Origin of the sequence: Streptomyces sp. R-07 (assembly GCF_049913175.1) — a bacterium.
Taxonomy (GTDB): Bacteria; Actinomycetota; Actinomycetes; order Streptomycetales; family Streptomycetaceae; genus Streptomyces.
Genome location: NZ_CP183978.1, coordinates 7,207,576 through 7,224,521, shown reverse-complemented (window position 1 = coordinate 7,224,521; position 16,946 = coordinate 7,207,576). Strand labels below are relative to the sequence as shown.

At 69.9% G+C, this 16,946-nt stretch carries 12 protein-coding genes; 11 read left to right on the top strand and 1 reads right to left on the bottom strand.

Translation table 11 applies throughout. The annotated features are described in order from the left end of the window. Window positions 1-5: 5 nt before the first annotated feature. From ACN9M0_RS32965 to ACN9M0_RS32940, 6 genes are all read left to right on the top strand, one after another. Entirely contained in the window at window positions 6-1,481 is a 1,476-nt protein-coding gene (locus ACN9M0_RS32965) for an SCO6880 family protein (RefSeq protein WP_366041236.1), read from the top strand. Between the two features lie 32 nt (window positions 1,482-1,513). Next, complete coding sequence (locus ACN9M0_RS32960) at window positions 1,514-1,966, top strand: DUF6238 family protein (RefSeq protein ID WP_366041235.1); 453 nt, start codon at window positions 1,514-1,516, stop codon at window positions 1,964-1,966. A 25-nt stretch (window positions 1,967-1,991) separates the two neighbouring features. Further along, window positions 1,992-3,497 carry an ATP-binding protein gene (locus tag ACN9M0_RS32955; protein WP_366041234.1) on the top strand — a complete coding sequence of 502 codons (1,506 nt, stop codon included), beginning with the start codon at window positions 1,992-1,994 and terminating at the stop codon, window positions 3,495-3,497. A gap of 80 nt (window positions 3,498-3,577) precedes the next feature. Continuing rightward, the gene (locus tag ACN9M0_RS32950; RefSeq protein ID WP_366041261.1) at window positions 3,578-4,213 is read left to right on the top strand and encodes a hypothetical protein; all 636 of its coding nucleotides are present in this window, start codon (window positions 3,578-3,580) and stop codon (window positions 4,211-4,213) included. 140 nt (window positions 4,214-4,353) lie between these two features. Further along, complete coding sequence (locus ACN9M0_RS32945; protein WP_366041233.1) at window positions 4,354-5,241, top strand: hypothetical protein; 888 nt, start codon at window positions 4,354-4,356, stop codon at window positions 5,239-5,241. 99 nt (window positions 5,242-5,340) lie between these two features. Beyond that, window positions 5,341-6,114: a hypothetical protein gene (locus ACN9M0_RS32940; protein WP_426404710.1), complete on the top strand. Its 774-nt coding sequence runs from the start codon at window positions 5,341-5,343 to the stop codon at window positions 6,112-6,114. Window positions 6,115-6,164: 50 nt separating this feature from the next. Here ACN9M0_RS32940 and ACN9M0_RS32935 read toward each other — a convergent pair whose 3' ends face one another. Then, window positions 6,165-7,088, bottom strand: coding sequence for a hypothetical protein (locus tag ACN9M0_RS32935; protein WP_266971870.1), 924 nt, complete (start codon window positions 7,086-7,088; stop codon window positions 6,165-6,167). A 762-nt stretch (window positions 7,089-7,850) separates the two neighbouring features. Here ACN9M0_RS32935 and ACN9M0_RS32930 point away from each other — a divergent pair. From ACN9M0_RS32930 to ACN9M0_RS32910, 5 genes are all read left to right on the top strand, one after another. Further along, window positions 7,851-8,243, top strand: coding sequence for a CU044_2847 family protein (locus ACN9M0_RS32930; protein ID WP_366041231.1), 393 nt, complete (start codon window positions 7,851-7,853; stop codon window positions 8,241-8,243). Between the two features lie 11 nt (window positions 8,244-8,254). Continuing rightward, the gene (locus ACN9M0_RS32925) at window positions 8,255-10,222 is read left to right on the top strand and encodes a trypsin-like peptidase domain-containing protein (RefSeq protein ID WP_366041230.1); all 1,968 of its coding nucleotides are present in this window, start codon (window positions 8,255-8,257) and stop codon (window positions 10,220-10,222) included. Further along, a complete protein-coding gene (locus tag ACN9M0_RS32920) occupies window positions 10,219-11,256 on the top strand; it encodes an AAA family ATPase (protein WP_426404709.1) in 1,038 nt (345 codons plus the stop codon). Before ACN9M0_RS32925 ends, ACN9M0_RS32920 begins: the two co-directional genes overlap by 4 nt. Next, complete coding sequence (locus ACN9M0_RS32915; RefSeq protein ID WP_366041228.1) at window positions 11,253-15,110, top strand: SAV_2336 N-terminal domain-related protein; 3,858 nt, start codon at window positions 11,253-11,255, stop codon at window positions 15,108-15,110. The genes ACN9M0_RS32920 and ACN9M0_RS32915 overlap by 4 nt, the downstream gene beginning before the upstream one ends. Before the next feature lie 479 nt (window positions 15,111-15,589). Further along, window positions 15,590-16,855 (top strand): hypothetical protein, encoded by a 1,266-nt coding sequence (locus ACN9M0_RS32910; protein ID WP_266971865.1) that lies wholly within the window; start codon window positions 15,590-15,592, stop codon window positions 16,853-16,855. The last annotated feature ends 91 nt before the right edge of the window (window positions 16,856-16,946 follow it).

Here is a 16,946-nt window from a genome sequence, read left to right as displayed (position 1 = left end):
CCCTCATGTCCGGCAAGCACCAGGCCGAAGTCCCCTCGGCCACCGTGAAGTTCCCCCACCGCAGCAGGCGCGGCGTCCTGCTCGGCCTGACCGCCCCGCAGCTCCTCGTCGCCGGCCTCACCGGCCTTCTCCTTCTCGCCGTGATCCTCGCCCGCGGCGTGGTCGGCGCTCTCGCGCTCATCCCCCTGTGGGCCGCCATCGCCCTGTTCGTCTTCGTCCGCCACCGGGGCCGTGCCCTGGCCGACTGGGCGCCGATCGTCGTCCGGTACGCCCTGCGCCGGATGCGCGGCCAGCTCGTCTGGCTCACCCGTCCCTCGCGCCGGCCGACCCGCGAGGGACTGCTCCACCTGCCGGGCACCGCCGCCAGCCTGCGCGTGGCCACCGCGCCCGACGGCCGGTACGGCGCGGTCCACAATCCGCACCACGGCACGCTGACCGCCGTGGTCAAGGTCTCCTCCCGCGCCTACGCCCTGCTCGACCCGGGCACCCAGCACGCCAACGTCAGCGGCTGGGGACGGGCCCTGGCCGCGCTCGCCCGGACCGGTCAGATCGCCCGCGTCCAGGTGATCGAGCGCACCGTCCCGGACTCCGGCGACAGCCTGCGCCGCTACTGGGAGGAAGAGCACGGCCGCCCCGACACCCCGGTGGCCGGCGCGATCTACAACGAGCTGATCCAGAGCGCCGGCCCGGCCGCCGCCCCGCACGAGGCGTACGTCGCGCTGTCGCTGGACACCAAGGCGGCACGCCGGCTGATCAACCAGGCCGGCGGCGGACTGACCGGGGCCTTCAGCGTCCTTACGCAGCTGACCTCGACCTTCGAGCAGGCCGCGCGGACCGCCGGGCTCAACCCGACCGGCTGGCTCACCGCCCGCGAGATCGCGGCCGTTGTACGTACGGCGTACGACCCCAAGGCGCTCGCGGTGCTGGACCGCTGGTCGGCCACCGGACGCACCGAGGCCGACGCCGCCGCTGCCGGTCCGGTGGTGGTCGTGGAGAAGGCGGACCACATCGCGACCGACTCAGCCATCCACGCCACGTACTGGGTGGAGAACTGGCCCCGGACCGAAACCAGCGCCGGCTTCCTGCACCAGCTCCTGTTCACCGGCGGGGTCCGGCGCACGCTGTCGCTCTCCTACGAGCCGAAGGGACTGGACGCCGCCCTGCGAGACGTCCAGCGCAAGAAGGCGTCGGTCATCGCCGATGCCGCCGAGCGGGCCCGGCGCGGCCAGGTCGACTCCGAGGCGGACTCGATCGAGTACCAGGACATCAAAGCACGCGAGCGGCAGCTCATCGCCGGCCACGCGGACGTCGCCCTGACCGGGCTGCTAACCGTCTCGGCCGACTCCGAGGAGGAGCTGCGCACCGCGTGCGCGGTCGTGGAGACCGCCGCCGTCGGCGCCCAGCTCGACCTCCGGCCCCTGACCTGGCAGCAGGCCGAGGCGTTCACCGCCGCCGCCCTGCCGCTTGCCCTCGCCGCGTAACCTCCGACGCCCCCTGCCGAAAGAGCACTTCCGTGTCCCGCACCCCCAGCACGCCCGCGCAGGACTTCGTGCCCTTCGCCACCGCCGCGCTCGACTTCCACCGCGCGCTCAACCTCCCGGGCGGCCCGCTCGTCACCTCCCGCGCCGAGCTGGACGCCCTGCACGCCCATCTCGTCTCGCTGTACGAGCTGCTCGACGCCCACGCCGGACGCGTCGGCCAGCTCCTGCCGGCGGAGGGCGACCACCTGCGTGCCGCCCGCACCCGGATCTGGCAGGCCGCTGACCACCTCCACGCCGCCTACCACGCAGCCCCCCGGGCGGACTCCGGCGAGGTGCCCGAGCGCGAGGCGTGCCGGGCCGGCCTTCCCGAAGGCGTGCCGGAGCTGACCGTCTGCCAGCGTCATCAGCGCACCGCGCACCTGGTCCGCCGCCGTACGACGCCGGCCGACCTGCACGCCCCGTTCACCGGCCTCGTCCGCCGCTGATCCCCTCTCGCCTGGAGAAACGTTCATGCCCCGTACCCGCGCCAGCGCCTCCCAGCTGTTCGTGCCTCACAAGGCATCACGCAGCCAGCGGAGGGCCGCCCGAGCCGGTTTCGCCGACGCCCACCGCCAGGCCCGCCGCGCCGAAGCGCCCCCCAGGCACCGTGCCCAGGAGGCCGCCGATCCGGAGCTGCGGCCGGTCTACCCGCTGTCCGGGCGGCCCGGCCCGGCTTCGGCCCGCGGCGGCAAGCTCAGCCTGCCCGCCCATCGGATGACCACCGCCACCGTCAGCGGGGCCTATCCGTTCGTCGCCGAGGGCGGTCTGGGGGCGGAGGGGGTCTTCATCGGCCGCGACGTCCACGCTGAGGCCGCGTTCTGCTTCGACCCGTTCTCGCTGTACGGCAGCGGCCGGATCGAGGGCTTCACCAACCCCAACGCCGTCCTCGCCGGGATCATCGGCATGGGCAAGTCCGCGCTCGCGAAGTCCATCGCCACCAGGTCGATCGCCCACGGCTACCGGATCTACATCCCCTGTGACCCGAAGGGCGAGTGGACCGGCGTCGCACAGGCCCTCGGCGGCTACAGCATCGCGCTCGGTCCAGGCCTCCCGGGACGGCTGAACCCGCTGGACGCACCGGCCCGGCCCGCCTCCGTCAACGAGGACGACTGGGTGAGCGAGGTCCGCAAGCGCCGCCTGCTGCTCCTGGCCGGCCTGGCGCGCACCGTCCTGAAGCGCGATCTGCTGCCGATGGAGCACACCGCCCTGGACCTCGCCCTCGACCTGGTCGTCGCCGAGGCCGCCGCCCGGGGCACGGTTCCGTTGCTCGGCGAGATCGCCTATGTCCTCGGCTCTCCCCAGCGCCTCGACCAGGCCCTCGGTAACTCCTCCGGGCACCTGGGGACGGCCGCCCAGGACGTCGCGCACGCCCTGCGCCGTCTCGTCCACGGCGACTTGAGCGGCATGTTCGACGCTCCTTCGACGGTCGCGTTCGACCCGACCGCGCCGATGCTGTCGATCGACCTCTCCCGCCTCGGCGGTGCCGGTGACGACACCGCGCTGGTCCTCGCCATGACGTGCGCGAGCGCGTGGATGGAGTCCGCCCTCGCCGACCCCGGCGGCGGTCGGCGCTGGGTGATCTACGACGAGGCGTGGCGGGTGATGCGGCACGTCGGCCTGCTGGAGCGGATGCAGTCCCAGTGGAAGCTCTCCCGTGGTCTCGGCATCGCGAACTTGATGGTCATCCACCGACTCAGCGACCTGCTCTCGGCGGGCGACGCCGGCTCGCGTGGCCGGGTCTTGGCCGAGGGCCTCCTGGCCGACTGCTCCACACGCATCATCTACCGGCAGGAGCCCGACCAGCTCGACGCCGCCGCGTCCCTGCTCGGCCTGACCGGCGTCGAGACCCAGGCGGTGTCCGCCCTGACCAAGGGCCGGGGCCTGTGGAAGGTCGCGGGCCGGTCCTTCATCACGCAGCACATCCTGCACCCGGCCGAACGCGAACTGTTCGACACCGACGCCCGGATGGCGGCCTAGGCATGTCCGGAGAAAGGATCACGTCCGTTTCCCCCAGTTCTCCCGCCCCGGCCGAGAACCAGCCGACGGCCACCGAGGACCTGGCGTGGCGAAGGCACATCCCAGCGCTGGCCTCCGCCGTCGCCGGGATCCGGCAGGCGTCCGACGCCTGGGACGCGGTCTCGGACTCCTTCTGCGACACCGACGGCTGGCCCGTCGACGAGCACGGGTACGAGGACGGCAAGGTGAAGCGCGACGCCGAGGCATGGCGGCACGTCGAGGTCTTCCTCGACCACAGCCCCGAGGTCCTGGCCGGCATCCGCGCCACCGCCTGTGCTGCCGACTACGTCGAGGGGCCCATCAGCGAAGACCTCCGCTCGCTGCGCGGGATCGACACCACCCTGAAACACGCGGCAAAGCTCCAGCGCGAGTGGGACCAGATCATGGCCCTCATGGACGCCTCGCTGCCCGGCTCGCGAAAGCTCTACGAGGGCAGGGCGAAGGAGGAGCGGAACGCCGACGGTTGGCACTACGCCGACGAGCTGGCCATCCACGGCCCGGCCCTCGTCCGAGCCGCCGACTTCCTGGCCGGGCGGGCGGACACCGAGCAGTCCGCGCACGCCGAGCGGGCGCGCGTGGCTCTCGCCTGCTCGGACTCCGGTCTTCGCGGAGCCCTGCCCGCTTCTCCCCCGGTGCCGTCGGCACCCAACGCACCGGTCCCGGGCCGCTCCCGCTGACGCTCGTAGCACCCGGTCCCGGCCAGGCCAAACCGCCCGATCACCAGATCCTCGTGGACCACCGCCCGCCCGACGCGGTCCGGCCCGTACCCACTGCGGTGACCGCCGGCCGCTAGGGCGTCTCACCACGGAGAAAACCCATGCACCAGGACAATCCCCTGATCACCATCCAGCAGGAGGGACCACAGATCACCGCGTGGACCAGCTCCTCCTCGCCTGTTGTCTCCGAGGGCCCGAAACAGGATCACGGGTACGGCTACCTCACCGGCCCCCTCCGCCAGCGGGGCCTGGAGGTCACCGTCGAGTACGGACTGAGCGACTGCATCGTCGACGTCTCCCTCCCCGACGGCAGCTCGGTGATCATCTCGCCACCGCAGGAACCGCCTTCCGAGAAACCCGAGTTCCCCGAGAGCTGGACGGCGATCCGCCACCGGGAGGCCGCGCCCGCGGTGTACGAGGTGATCTACGACTCCGAGCCCGACGGTCCCGATGCCCGGCACGGCGGCAGCGTCTCAAGCCTGCTCGCCGCCGTCGACGCGCGCCTGGACCAGCTCGGCGTGGCGCCCCGTCCCGGGCAGCACCGTTCCTCCCGGGAGCGCGCCGCCGACGAGGTACTCCGCCGGGCGGGCTTCATCGCCGCGATGTCGTTGGACGGGGAGTGCTATCACCGGCTGCCCACGACCATGACCGACCCGGCCGAACAGCGGCGGGCGGTGACCGGGGCCTTCACCGCACTACAGGCCGATGGCTTCAAGGTCCTGTGCGATTCGACCCCGCTCAGGCCCGGCACTCCCCCTGCCCGGCCGTACGAGGCACGGCTCGGGGACGTCCTCACCACCCAGCCCGGCCCGGTCCTAAGCCCTGTAGCCCCAACCGCGCTGCCGACCTCCGTTCCACCTCGGGTGAGCGCTGCTCTCGCACCCTCCCCGTCGGCCGGATCGCGTCCGGTCCGCACACGCCTGGCGGCGGAAGCCCCCCAGCGTGCCGCGCCGCCGCCCACGCGTCCCTCCACCGCACCTGGTCGCTGACCTCTTCCCTCCTCGGAGTTCGCCGTATGCCTCGCACCAGCAGACCCGTTCCTGCCCTCGCCCTCCCCCGTCATCGAGCCCGCACCGGATGGATCAGCCGTGTTGCCCAACTCCGCCGAAGAACTGCTTCCCGACGTCGCCATCGGGCGCCACCCCGACTACGGCATCGTCGCCGCGAACCCCAAGAACCTCGTCGCCGGCACCTGGATGCTGAAGCGGCTCGACTTCCGCCCCGTCCCGGGCGAGCCGACCCTGTACGCCCTGACCGACCAGCAGCGTGACGGGCAGGGCCGCGCCACCCGGGCCGTCGAGCTGCTGCGCAACGCCGACTTCCGGGTCGACACGGACGCCGTGTTCAACCCCGCCCTCGCACCCGGGCCTCGCCCCCTCCCGGGCCGAACCCCGCTCGGCGAGCCCGATGTCGCGTTCGCCGAACATCCACGGCTCGGCATCATCGCGGCCATCGACGACCGGGCCTCCCAAATCACCGCACTCGCCCTGCTCGACCACGGCTGGCGACACGACCCCCGCCTGAACATCTACACGCTGCCCACCACCACTGACCGCGACGAGGCCCTGGGGAAGGTCGCCGACGCCACGCTGGCCCTGCACCGTTCCGGTGTCCAGGTCGCCGTACACCCTCACCTCGCGCAGGACGTAGCGACCCGCCACCATCCCGCGACCGCGCCGGTCCCGTCCCGCGACCGCACCCAGAACGTCGGCGTCCATCGCTCGCCGCTCAGCACCGCCGCGCTCGCCGCCAGCCCGGCCCTCGCCGGCCTCCCGGGCAAGCGGCCGGCGGCCGCTCCCGCCACCTCCGTCGCGGCGGCCCGGCCGGTCGACCCGCGCATCGACTTCTCCCGCGACCGCTGACCCAACCCCAGTAAGGAAGCCCCCCACGACAGTGTTGGTAAGTCCGGCTATCAGAAGTTGTGGAATGGTCCTCCATCCCATGAAGATCCACGGACTTCAGCTGGCTCCCAGTCCGCGTAGAAGTCGTTTGGTGACTCATCCAGCTTGACCTCCTCCGCGAGCCCTTCCAACTCTTCAAGTTCCTCGTGTTCGACACGCAGGTCGCAGGCCGGGCAGGTGAAGACGAAGGGGGTGAACATGACCGCCCACTCATCCTCGTCTACGTGCGTGTCCCCACTAAGCCAGCCCTGGGAGTCGCATGCCGGGCAGGTGGCGGGCTCGTCGTGTTCGATGTAGCCGGGAGGGGAGACTCGCGCAATCGTGCTGAGGACGAGCTCGCGTTCCTTCTGGAGCAAGTGGCCGTAACGTTCCGAGAAGACATCTTTGGCCCGAGCAAGTTTGCTCTCCAGCCGGACACGGACAGCTTCCACGTTCTCTTCGAGAAGCCGATCGTGCAGGGACTCGTAACGGCCCCAGTAGGAAGTGTTGATCTTGAGCTCGACGAGCAGGGGGTCGATCAGCCGGAGACACGTGGTGAAGACGGCATTGACCTCTGACCGGTCGTACATGCCACTGTGCGCGACGCCGTTACGAGCATTGGCTAGCGGTCCAAGCGCCCGCTGATCGACCGGCATCTTCTTCCGCAAGATCTTCTGCGCTCGCGCATGGGCTTCGGCCAAGCCGATGGTCTTGACCTGCTCCGCGGGAACCGAAGCGTGTGACCCGTGACCCGTCGCGTGCAGCAAGGAGTTGAAATCCTTGCCCTCCACTACGAGAGCCGGGTGGAGGCTGGCCAGGTATGACTTGAGGAGATGCTCGGCAGCGATCCCGGCGTGGTGGACCGCCAGGTCATGAGACGACGGGCCTTCGGCGAGCGCGGTGAAGGCTGCGATCATCCATTTGCGCGAAGAGAGCTTGAGCTGTTCAGAGTCCATGGCCAGGACACTAGGCGGCCGGAGCCGACACATTGTCGGAATTTCGGTGGCACTCAGTAGTGCTACCGGTGACATATGGCCGCTTCTGCCGCAGCGCCGAGCGGCCGAAGTCGCATCGGCAGCCGTTCTCGCCGTCCGGACCGTGTTCGGGCAGGAACCGTGCCGCAGGTTAAAGACCATCTGGCCGATCAACCACTCCTGCGGCCACCACACCGACCGCGACCTGTCCGATCGGCCGGCCGACTATCGCTGTCCTGTCCCATCTGAAGTGAGCTGTGGATGATGCTGTGACCAGGGCGATGCAGGTTCGGTGAAGTACTTCGGTTGGTCCGACATGGCCTCGCCGGCGCTTGGAAGGGGTGTGGAGCGAGCGCCGGCGGCTCGGCTAGAGAACATCCGTTTCCTGTCCGCCCATCGCAGGGACTGGCTGTTCAACCGCGACCTTCTGTACGAGCTCCTTGTCGCCGAGCTGGAAGGAGTCCCATTGGCGCAGGTCCCGCGCTGTTTACCCGACCAGCCGGAGTCGCACGTGCGATCCGCGGTTCACCACCCGCTCTGGGCAGGTCGCCTCGAAGCCGCAGGTCCCAGCCTCGCTGCAGGACGCGAGCCATCAGTGTCGTGTGGAACAGGCCGGCTCCGGGCAACCGCGCTATGCGGTCGAGCGCGGCCCCGGCACGAGGCAGTCATTTGGTGATCGGTCTTCGGATTCGAGGCACAGATTGTACGATGTGACCTGCCACACAGAGCAGTTGAGGGGGAGTCATGTCGCAGCTCGTGCGCTTACAGATGCCAGACGAGAAGGTCGTCTGGGCAACGGTCGACGAGGGCGACGGGCCCAGCGACTCGGGCCTCGGCGAGCGGATCACGGAAAAGCTTGACGGATTCCAAGAAGCGCTCCAGACCGTCGCCTCCAATGTGCGCAATGCGGTGGCGTCGGCCCGCCCCGACGAGACCAGTGTCGAGTTCGGTCTGGAACTGGCCGTCGGCGAGAGCGGCATTGTCGCCGCAGTAGTCGGCGGCAGCGGCAAGGCGGCGTTCAAGGTGACGTTGACCTGGAACGGCCAGGGGCTGCCCGCCACACCGGCGACACCGGTCGTGCCACCGCAGCCAGCACAGCCCCCGGCCGTACCCCCGGTGCCACCGGTTCAGGACTGAGGCCGTCCGCTGTGCGCAGGCCCTCGCCCCTGTCCCTTCTTCAGGAACACCTGGGCTCCTGTCGCGTGCGCGTGCAGGGGGTGACGCAGGGGACGGGTTTCTTCGTCGCCCCGGGCCACGTCGTAACCTGCGCCCATGTGGCGGGGGCGCAGCCAGGGACTCGATTGCCCGTCTTCTGGGAGGACACGGAGTTCGAGGGAATCGTGCTGACCGCGTCGGCCCCGCCCAAGGGCAGGGAGCTGTGGCCGTATCCGGATCTGGCTGTCGTACGGCTCCTCGACGCCCCCTCGGGTCACCCGTGCGTCTGGCTCGACACCGTGCCTCCTTCGCGTGACGCCGGCCTGACCGCGATCGGCTTCTCCGACGTCTATGAGCCCGGCAGCGCGGCTGAGCGCTCCGCCGCCCTCGTCCGCGGGGGCACCCAGAAACTGCAGGTCGGCGAGATGCTGGAGCTAGTGGGCGGCGAGGTCAACAAAGGGCTGTCCGGTGGCCCGGTGCTGAACCACGAGTCCGGTGGTGTCTGCGCGATCGTCAAGGCGACCAGACTGCGGAACACGTCCATGGGAGGTCTGGGCACCCCCGTGAGCGCCCTGAGGCTGCTGGACGCGGACGTCTACCGCAACATCATCCGGGCACACGACGCCTTTCACGGGCAGGACGACCGATGGTCCCGGCTGTCCGACCGCGTCATCGGGCATGCCGCGGTCGGGGCCGACGAGGGCCTCGACACGGCGCTCAACTCCACCGAGGAGCGGCAACTGCTGGCGATCATCTCCCAGTTGCCGGAGGACCCGATGGACGAGACCCTCTCCGGTACGAGCAGCCATCTCGCCGCGTTCTTCGCCGCGGCCGTCGAAGGCGCCCTCCCGCCCGCGTCGTACCCGCTGCTGGACCACCGTGACGTCTTCACCGAGCTGGCCGCCCAGATGCCGCCCGAGGACGGTGGGCTTCCCTTCGAGCTGGCCTTCGCCGCCGACCTCGCCCGCCGGGGCGCAACAGCGGGGCCGGCCTGGCAAGGCGCTGTCCAGCAGCTGCGCGACCGAGCGCTGATCACGGCGGGCAGGCTGGGACTCGGTGACACGATGCAGCGACGTCTGGCCGAGCGGCCCGGGTCGGAAGTCCAGCCCTCGATCATCGGCAGGATTCGACATTCCATGCGCGACCGGCGGCTGTACCACGTCATGGTGTGGCGATACCGCTCGGCGAGCGACATCCGTCCGGCTGCCCAGGAGTCGGACGCGCTTCCCCTGGACCAGGCGGTTAAGCATCTGGCGGAGCTGCTGCCCGCGCAGATCGAGATCATGGGTGGGGCCACCAGCCCCGGTCTGATCGAGTTGATCCTTCCCATGGAGGCACTCGACGAAGACTTCGCCGATCTCGCGCTCTGGCCGCAGTTGCCCTGGTTCTCGCTGGGCCGCAAGCAACGGGTGGTCGTCCGGCCGCTGGAGCGACACGAGGCGCCCTCGTTGCATGCGGCATGGGCTGAGCGCTGGCAGCAACTGGACGGCAAGGCGGTCGGCGACATGGTGGTGTGCGTGTGCGGCCGAGGTGACCAGCATCAGGCCGCGCTGGACGCCTCGTTCGACAACGACCCGGCATTGGGCGCGCTCGCGCTCGCGGGTACGCCGCAGTCGCCACCTGTCTCGGACGCCTACCAGGTGGCCGTCGCGTCCGGAGTACCGATGATGATGTGGCGGCGGGGCAGCCCGGCCTGCGAGCGTGCCGACGGCGGCAGGTGCGGGGCGCCGGGCCGTCGGGCCTGCCCCGGCAACGGATTCTTCACCGAGCTGTGTGCCTCCTTGGACGACGCGCGGCGGGACGACCTGCCCGAGCGGATCCGCCGGTTGCGCGTCGATGCGGAGAAGCCCCCGAAGAGGGAGGGGCACCTCGGTGGCGACATCGTTCTGCTGTGGGACGACCCGCGGCGCCAAATCCCTCGATCGCCTTTGGCCCCGGCCCAGGAAGGACGCTCCCGATGAGCGAGTGGCGGATCTACCAAGGTGTGCGCGAGCCGCACGACGGCATCGATCGCCTGCCGGCCCCACCGCCGTGGCGCGACTTCGAACACACCGGTGAGGTGACGCCGTTCGACCGGAACGTCGAGTCCCACGGGGACCGGCGACTACCGAGGGCTGACGCGTACAAGGCCGAGGAAGGAACGGTCGAGGCGGTGAACACGGCCCTCTACTTGCGCCGCCCCCTGCTGGTGACGGGCGATCCCGGCGTAGGCAAGTCCACACTGGCCTACGCGGTCGCCCGTGAACTGAAGCTGGGCACGGTGCTGCGCTGGCCGATCAACAGCAAGACCGGACTGCGCGACGGTCTCTATCAGTACGACTCACTGGGCCGTCTGGAGGACGCCGGAGTCACCCGCGCGGCCAGGGACGCCCCACCGGGTTCCGAGGAGCATGAGGAGCGCGCCACGGACATCGGGCGCTACCTGCGGCTCGGGCCGCTCGGGACGGCCCTGGCGCCGTACGCGTTGCCGCGCGTCCTGCTCATCGACGAGATCGACAAGAGCGACATCGACCTGCCGAACGACCTCCTCGATGTCTTCGAGGAAGGCATGTTCGAGATCCCGGAGCTCTCCCGGGTGGCCGACAGACATCCCACGGTCCGGGTCCGCCCGGCGGACGACGGCGAACCGGTCAAGGTCGTGAGCGGCAAGGTACGCTGCCGCACCTTCCCCTTCGTCATCCTGACGAGCAACGGCGAACGCGAGTTCCCACCCGCTTTCCTTCGCCGCTGTGTCAGGCTCAATCTCCCCGCCGTCGACAGCGACGAACGGCTACGGACGATCGTGAAGGCGCATCTCCCCACTGCTGCCGAGGACGTCGACGAAGTCATCAACCGGTTCCTCAGCCACGCTGCCTCGGGCGAGCTGGCCACCGACCAGCTTCTCAACGCCGTCTACCTGGTGAGCCGTACGACAGGTGACGGTGCGCCGAGCCTCGATCGGCTCAGCGAACTGGTCTTCCAGCATCTCAATACGACGGTGCCGGCGAAACCGTGATCGAGCGGCTCGGCGCGTTGCTCGCCGACCTGTGTCCGGCAGAGCAGCCGCCCACACCTCGCGAGGTCGCCGAACTCATCTGGCTGGCACAGCACTTGCCCGAAGAGAGCGGGCGGGCCTCGTCGACCGCCGTGCCGACCGGGGGACGTTCGACGCCGCCCACCCTGGAAGGCGGCGCCGAACAGGAGCCATCAGAGGCCGGTGACGACGACCGCTCCGAGTCCGAGGCCACGCGGTTGTACGTGCCCAGGCGCCCCTTCCCGGACGGAGAGGAAGAGCCACAGGTCGAACAGGCGGCGCCGGTCCGCGTCACGGGACCGCCGGCGCTGCCGCGCCGCCGCGAGCTGGCGCGTGCCCTGCGCCCGCTCAAACGGCGCGTTCCCTCCAGGGTCCGGACCGTCCTGGACGAGGACGCCACCGTCAGCCGGATCGCCGATCACGATCACTGGATCCCGGTCCTCGCACCGGCGGCGGACCGATGGCTCGACGTTCGGATCGTCCTGGACTCCTACGGTGAGAGCGCCGTCTTCTGGGAGCCGCTCGCTCGTGAGCTGCGCACGTTGCTGCTCCAGCTCGGCGCGTTCCGCGATGTCCGGCTGCACTATCTGGCCCCCCGCGGCGACGGCGACCCCGGGATCGGAACTGGAACAGGTTCGTCAACGTCGTCGCAGCCGCTTCGCTCAACGGGGTCGCTCGTCAATCCGACCGGCCGCACGGTGACCCTGGTCCTCACGGACGGCGTGGCACCGGCCTGGCGCACCGGCCCGATGCTCCAGGCGCTGCGGACGTGGGCGGACCACGGCCCGACAGCCGTTCTCCAGACCCTCCCAGAGAACGTGTGGGCACGGACAGCCCTGGCACCCGAGCCAGGACGCTTTCGCACCACAGAGGCGGGCGGTCCCAATTCCCGTTTGCTGTATACGGGTTACGGGCTGCGGCCACCCGTTGTGGGACACCGCGTCCCGGTACCGGTGCTGGGGGTCACTCCGGAATGGCTGGGGCCGTGGGCACACGCGATCGCGCAACCGGCCGCGTTCGACGGAGCGGCCATGCTGCTGCCCGTGTCACCCGGATCTCCGTACCACCGCGTCGATGCGCCCGGGGACATCGATGTACCCGAGCGGAGCATCACGTTCGAGGACTTCCAGGCCCAGGCACAGCCTGATGTCCTCCGACTCGCCGCGTATCTCGCCGCCGCCCCGCTCAATCTCGGGGTGATGCGGACTGTGCAGTCCGCGATGCTGCCAGCCAGCCCGCTGTCCGACCTGGCGGAGATCGTCTACAGCGGACTGCTGCGAAGGGTGAACGGCGGCAGCCGCCCGGACGACGCGCTGAACCATGCCTACGAGTTCGTTCCGGGCGTACGGGAGCGCCTGCTGAGCACCATCCGGCGGGACGAGGCCGACGAAGTGATCGCCGCGGTTTCGGCGTACGTGGACCGGAACGCTCCGACGAGCGGCGCTCGTTTCACGGCCGCCGTCCGGGATCCCGACGGAACGCTCGCCCTGCCGATCGGCGCGCGTCACTGGGCGGAGGTGCACAACCTCGTACGCCGACGACAGGGAAGGCACATGGCCCCGGCGACACCGCGTGTACGGACACCGGTGGACGACCTGGTACCGAAGCCCTCAGCGGAATCCGCAGGGCAGATCTCGGCCCCGTCTGCCTCGGACGCGGAGGGACGCCGCTTCCTCGTCACCATCGGTGTCTCGCGTCATGAGGACCCATCGCTGGGTGACCTCCCTGGCGTGCGGGCGGGCATCGTGCGTGTGCACGACATCTTCGAGCGGCTTGGCTATACCCACGTACGGCTCGACCTGGCTGCCGATCCGAAACGCGCCGCGCTGGTGCAGGGCCTGCGTGAATGGGCTGTCGACGCCTCACTGGGTCCCGCCGACGTGGTCGTCGTGTATTTCGCCGGATTCGCCGAGCACGTGGGCGGGCAACTGCGTTTGCTGGCCTCCGACAGCGTGCGACAGGACGAGAACACCACCTTGATCCCCGAGGTGGCGTTCGAGGGCCTGCTCCGCAGCGGAGTCGGGCATCTGCTGCTCCTCTTGGACACGTCTGTCGGCGATCCGGATGTCGCCGGCGACGACGTCTTTCGGAGGCTCGTCCGTTCCTCCCGGCCCGAGGTCGAGCTGTCAGTGCTCAGCGCTTCCGTCAGTTATGAGTCGGAGGAGGGAAGCCTGTTCGTCAAGGCGCTGGCTCACGCATTGTCCGTTCCCGTGACCGTCGGCAGTGGTCGCTTCTTCGATCTGAGGGAGGTGCGGCGAAAAATGTCGGAGTTCCTCGGTTCACGGTATGGCAGAGCGGGCGGGGATGTTTTTCTCTCCACGTCGGGTGCAGCAGAGCAGCCGTTCTTCCCGAACCCGGAGCACTACGACGTGTTCGTCTCGTATGCGCATGAGGACGGACAATGGGCGGTCACGTTGGCCGAGGATCTTCGGCGGCGAGGGCTTGAGGTGTGGCTCGACCGCTGGGAACTGTCCCCTGGACAGGATGTGGCCGCAGGCTTGCGGGACGGACTGGCGAAGGCCGACGCGATGGTGGCCGTGGTGAGTCCGGGGTGGCTCACTTCCGAGTGGGCCAACAGGGAGTTCGAGGCGGCCACCACGGACGGCCGCACGCGGGTGTTCCCGGTGCTCTGGGGGGATGTGACGAACGTCCCCTCCTCCATCGCCGAACGGGGGTACTTCGACTTTCGTAGAGGGATGACTCCGGATGAGTACGAGGAGAGTCTTCGGCAACTGGTACGCGCGATCCGGGAGTTGCCGGCTTCCGCGCGCCCGGCGGCGCCGCCCGCGGCGTTGTCCTGGCTCACCCGGCCGATGCACGACAGCGGGACCCGCGCGGGGTGGCGTGACTCCTTCACGCTGTTCGGCCATCCGACCGACTGCCACATCTACGAAGGTGACGGAACCCGCTCCATCAAGGAGGAGAACGTCCGCATCCGCTATACCCCGGAGCGCGTGACGTTCCCCGAGGAGATCGCAGGCTGGCGGCGGACGATCGAGGACGAGGAGCGGCGCAAGGAGGCGGCGGGCCGACCGTACAGCTGGAACTCCCGCCGCTTCGCCGTCGATGGACTGACCGTGTCCCGCACGCACATCGGCGAGTCGCCGATCGTCACGCTCTCGCTACGGGATGCCGACTACTTCGACTTCCTGACCACGTCCCTCAACCTCGACCGCCCGCAGACGAACGGGCTGACTCTGCGCCAGCAGTACCTGGAAAGCCAGGACCCCGTCCAGGCCCCGTCGTTCATGTCCTGCAGCTTCGGGGTTCACGTGGCCGTGCGGACCCGAAGGGACGGCAAGATGTTGTTCTCGCACCGCAGCGGCAGGGTCGCGGGACCGAACCGCTCACGCTGGAACTCTTCGGCGAACGTGGGCATGGCGGTCAACGATGACCTCGGGCCAGACAGGCGGATCAGCTTGCACGCCGTGGCCCGGCGCGCCCTGCGCGAGCAACTGGCGATTCAGGCGGCGGACAGCCTCGACCTCGAACTTCTCGGCTTCGGCCTGGATCTCCGGAGCAACCAGTGGGCGGCGTTCTTCAGCGCGGAACTCCACGATCTCGACGAGCGGGCACTGCGCCAGCGATGGGCCCGCGGAATCGAGGACAAGTGGGTGCACGACGAATACGACTTCGTGCCTGCCGACCCCGATTCCGTGCTTTCGTTCCTGCTGAACAAGCACGTCGACACGTGGACGCCGTGTGCCCCTGCCGTGTACTACCTGGCCTTGGTCCGTGCCGCCGTACGCAGCCGCGACGGTGACCGGGCGGGACGCTTCGACGTCGAGATCGCGGAGCAACGTGTCCTGCACGCGGCAGCGGGGGCGGACGGTTGAGATCAGCCGTCAGCCGGACAAGTCCGACACCTTCTCCCGCAGAGACTTCCGTCGACGAATCCGCAGGCGAGGGTGACCATGGCGGGCGACCAGCACCTTGACCTGGCCTCACGCCGCTTCTACCCGACTGGGAGCTGTTCGCCGACATGGCCGTGGCTATCCTGCACGCGCACGGCTGCTGGCCCACCCCCGGTTCCACCTGCGCTTCACGCCGACCAGCTCGTCCTGGCCGAACCTGCGACGAGATCCTCGACAAAGTCGCCGCCTACTGCCGACGAATCTCTGACTCAGATCACTAGCCCATTCGGTGCCCCGCTGCGGCGGGCACCAGCTTCTGCGCTCCCCGCAGGTCAGGGCCAGTGAGCGCGGCTTCTATCAGTGATCTCCGGCGGGGCCAAATCGCGAATCCAGCGGATTCTCTCCCCGTCGGTCCGACCTCCCGGGCCGTTGTTCCGTCATTCCCTTCCGAGGTAGCCGCCGTGATCGCCCACCTGCAGCGCGCCAGCGACGCCGCCGGCCTGCTCACCTACCTGTACGGGCCGGGTGAACGCGGCAACCACGTCAACCCCCGGCTGGTCGCGGGTGACGGCCATGGGGCGCCGGTCGAACTGCTCACCGAGCCGGGCTCGCTGTCGTACTTGGCCCAGGCGATCGACGCTCCCGTCGAGCGTCTCGGGGCCCGTGCTCCCGCTCGGCCGACGTGGGTCTGCTCGGTGCGCTCCGATCCCCGTCTGCCGGACCTCACCGACGCGCAGTGGGCCGGCGTCGCCCGACGGCTGGTGTCCGCCACCGGCATCGCCCCGGACGGTGATCCGGACGCCTGCCGGTGGATCGCCCTGCGCAACCAGGCCCAGCAGGTGTACGTCGTGGCCAGCCTCGCCCGCGAGGACGGCGGCCTGCACAACGGCTACCGCGACGCCTTTCGCCTCCAGACCGAATGCCGCCGGATCGCGGCCGAGCTGGGACACCTGGCCACCGCCTCCCCTCCGACTTCCCGTGCCCAGGAGACTTCTGTGCCCGCTCCTCCGATCACCATCTCTTCCGAGTTCAGCGGCAGCGTCGTGGCGAAGGGCGCCAACGACGATCTCTCCGCCATGATCCTCAAGCACGCCGGCTTCCAGCAGATCCAGGACTGGCACGGTCGGCGCCACCGACTTCCCACCACCACGCCGGTCGCCGACCAGGTCGCCATCGCCAGCCACGCCGCCGAGATGCTCCGCGCCGCCCGCTACGACGTCGCTCTCGCGCCCTCCCTGGACGTGGCCCGGATGAGCACCCCGGTGAATCCGGTTGAGTCCTACGCCGCTGGCGCCGCGCTTCTCCAGATCACCGATGCGATCAGGTCGGCCGCGAACGGAGAGGGCCTCCGGCGAGCGGTCGACCAGCTCCTCCACCCCGAGCACGGGGCCCTGGAGCGCGTCCGGGAAGCGCTGGAGGCCGCCGGCGAGCACATCAACGACCTCGACGACGAGGCGTACAGGCTGGCCGACCGGTTCGGCTTCGCGGCGGACTTCGTCTGCTCGGCACAGTCGGAACTCGTCGACTCGGAGGACGAGCTGCGTCGTGTCGGCGGCCCTTCCCGGTCCGAGGCCAAGGCGCCGACGCAGTCCTCGAACCCGTCCGTCACCCGGAGCGCGGCGCTGGCCGTCTCACCCATCGCGGCCAAGGCCGGCACTGGCACCCACGTCCCTCCTGCCCCCTCGCCGGTTCCGTCCGCAGGACGTCCCGCCCCGCGTTCCCGCTGAAACGATTCCGTTCGATCCCGAAGGAGTAGGCCCATGAGCTGCACGAGAGCCGAGCGCGCCCCGCCCCTGCCCGCTCGCACCCCAAGGAACC

Bases quoted from the DNA above. Each gene is read 5' to 3' on its own strand.
- ACN9M0_RS32965 (WP_366041236.1), top strand. From the start codon at position 6: ATGTCCGGCAAGCACCAGGCCGAAGTCCCCTCGGCCACCGTGAAGTTC.
- ACN9M0_RS32955 (WP_366041234.1), top strand. From the start codon at position 1,992: ATGCCCCGTACCCGCGCCAGCGCCTCCCAGCTGTTCGTGCCTCACAAG.
- ACN9M0_RS32945 (WP_366041233.1), top strand. From the start codon at position 4,354: ATGCACCAGGACAATCCCCTGATCACCATCCAGCAGGAGGGACCACAG.
- ACN9M0_RS32935 (WP_266971870.1), bottom strand. From the start codon at position 7,088: ATGGACTCTGAACAGCTCAAGCTCTCTTCGCGCAAATGGATGATCGCA.
- ACN9M0_RS32930 (WP_366041231.1), top strand. From the start codon at position 7,851: ATGTCGCAGCTCGTGCGCTTACAGATGCCAGACGAGAAGGTCGTCTGG.
- ACN9M0_RS32920 (WP_426404709.1), top strand. From the start codon at position 10,219: ATGAGCGAGTGGCGGATCTACCAAGGTGTGCGCGAGCCGCACGACGGC.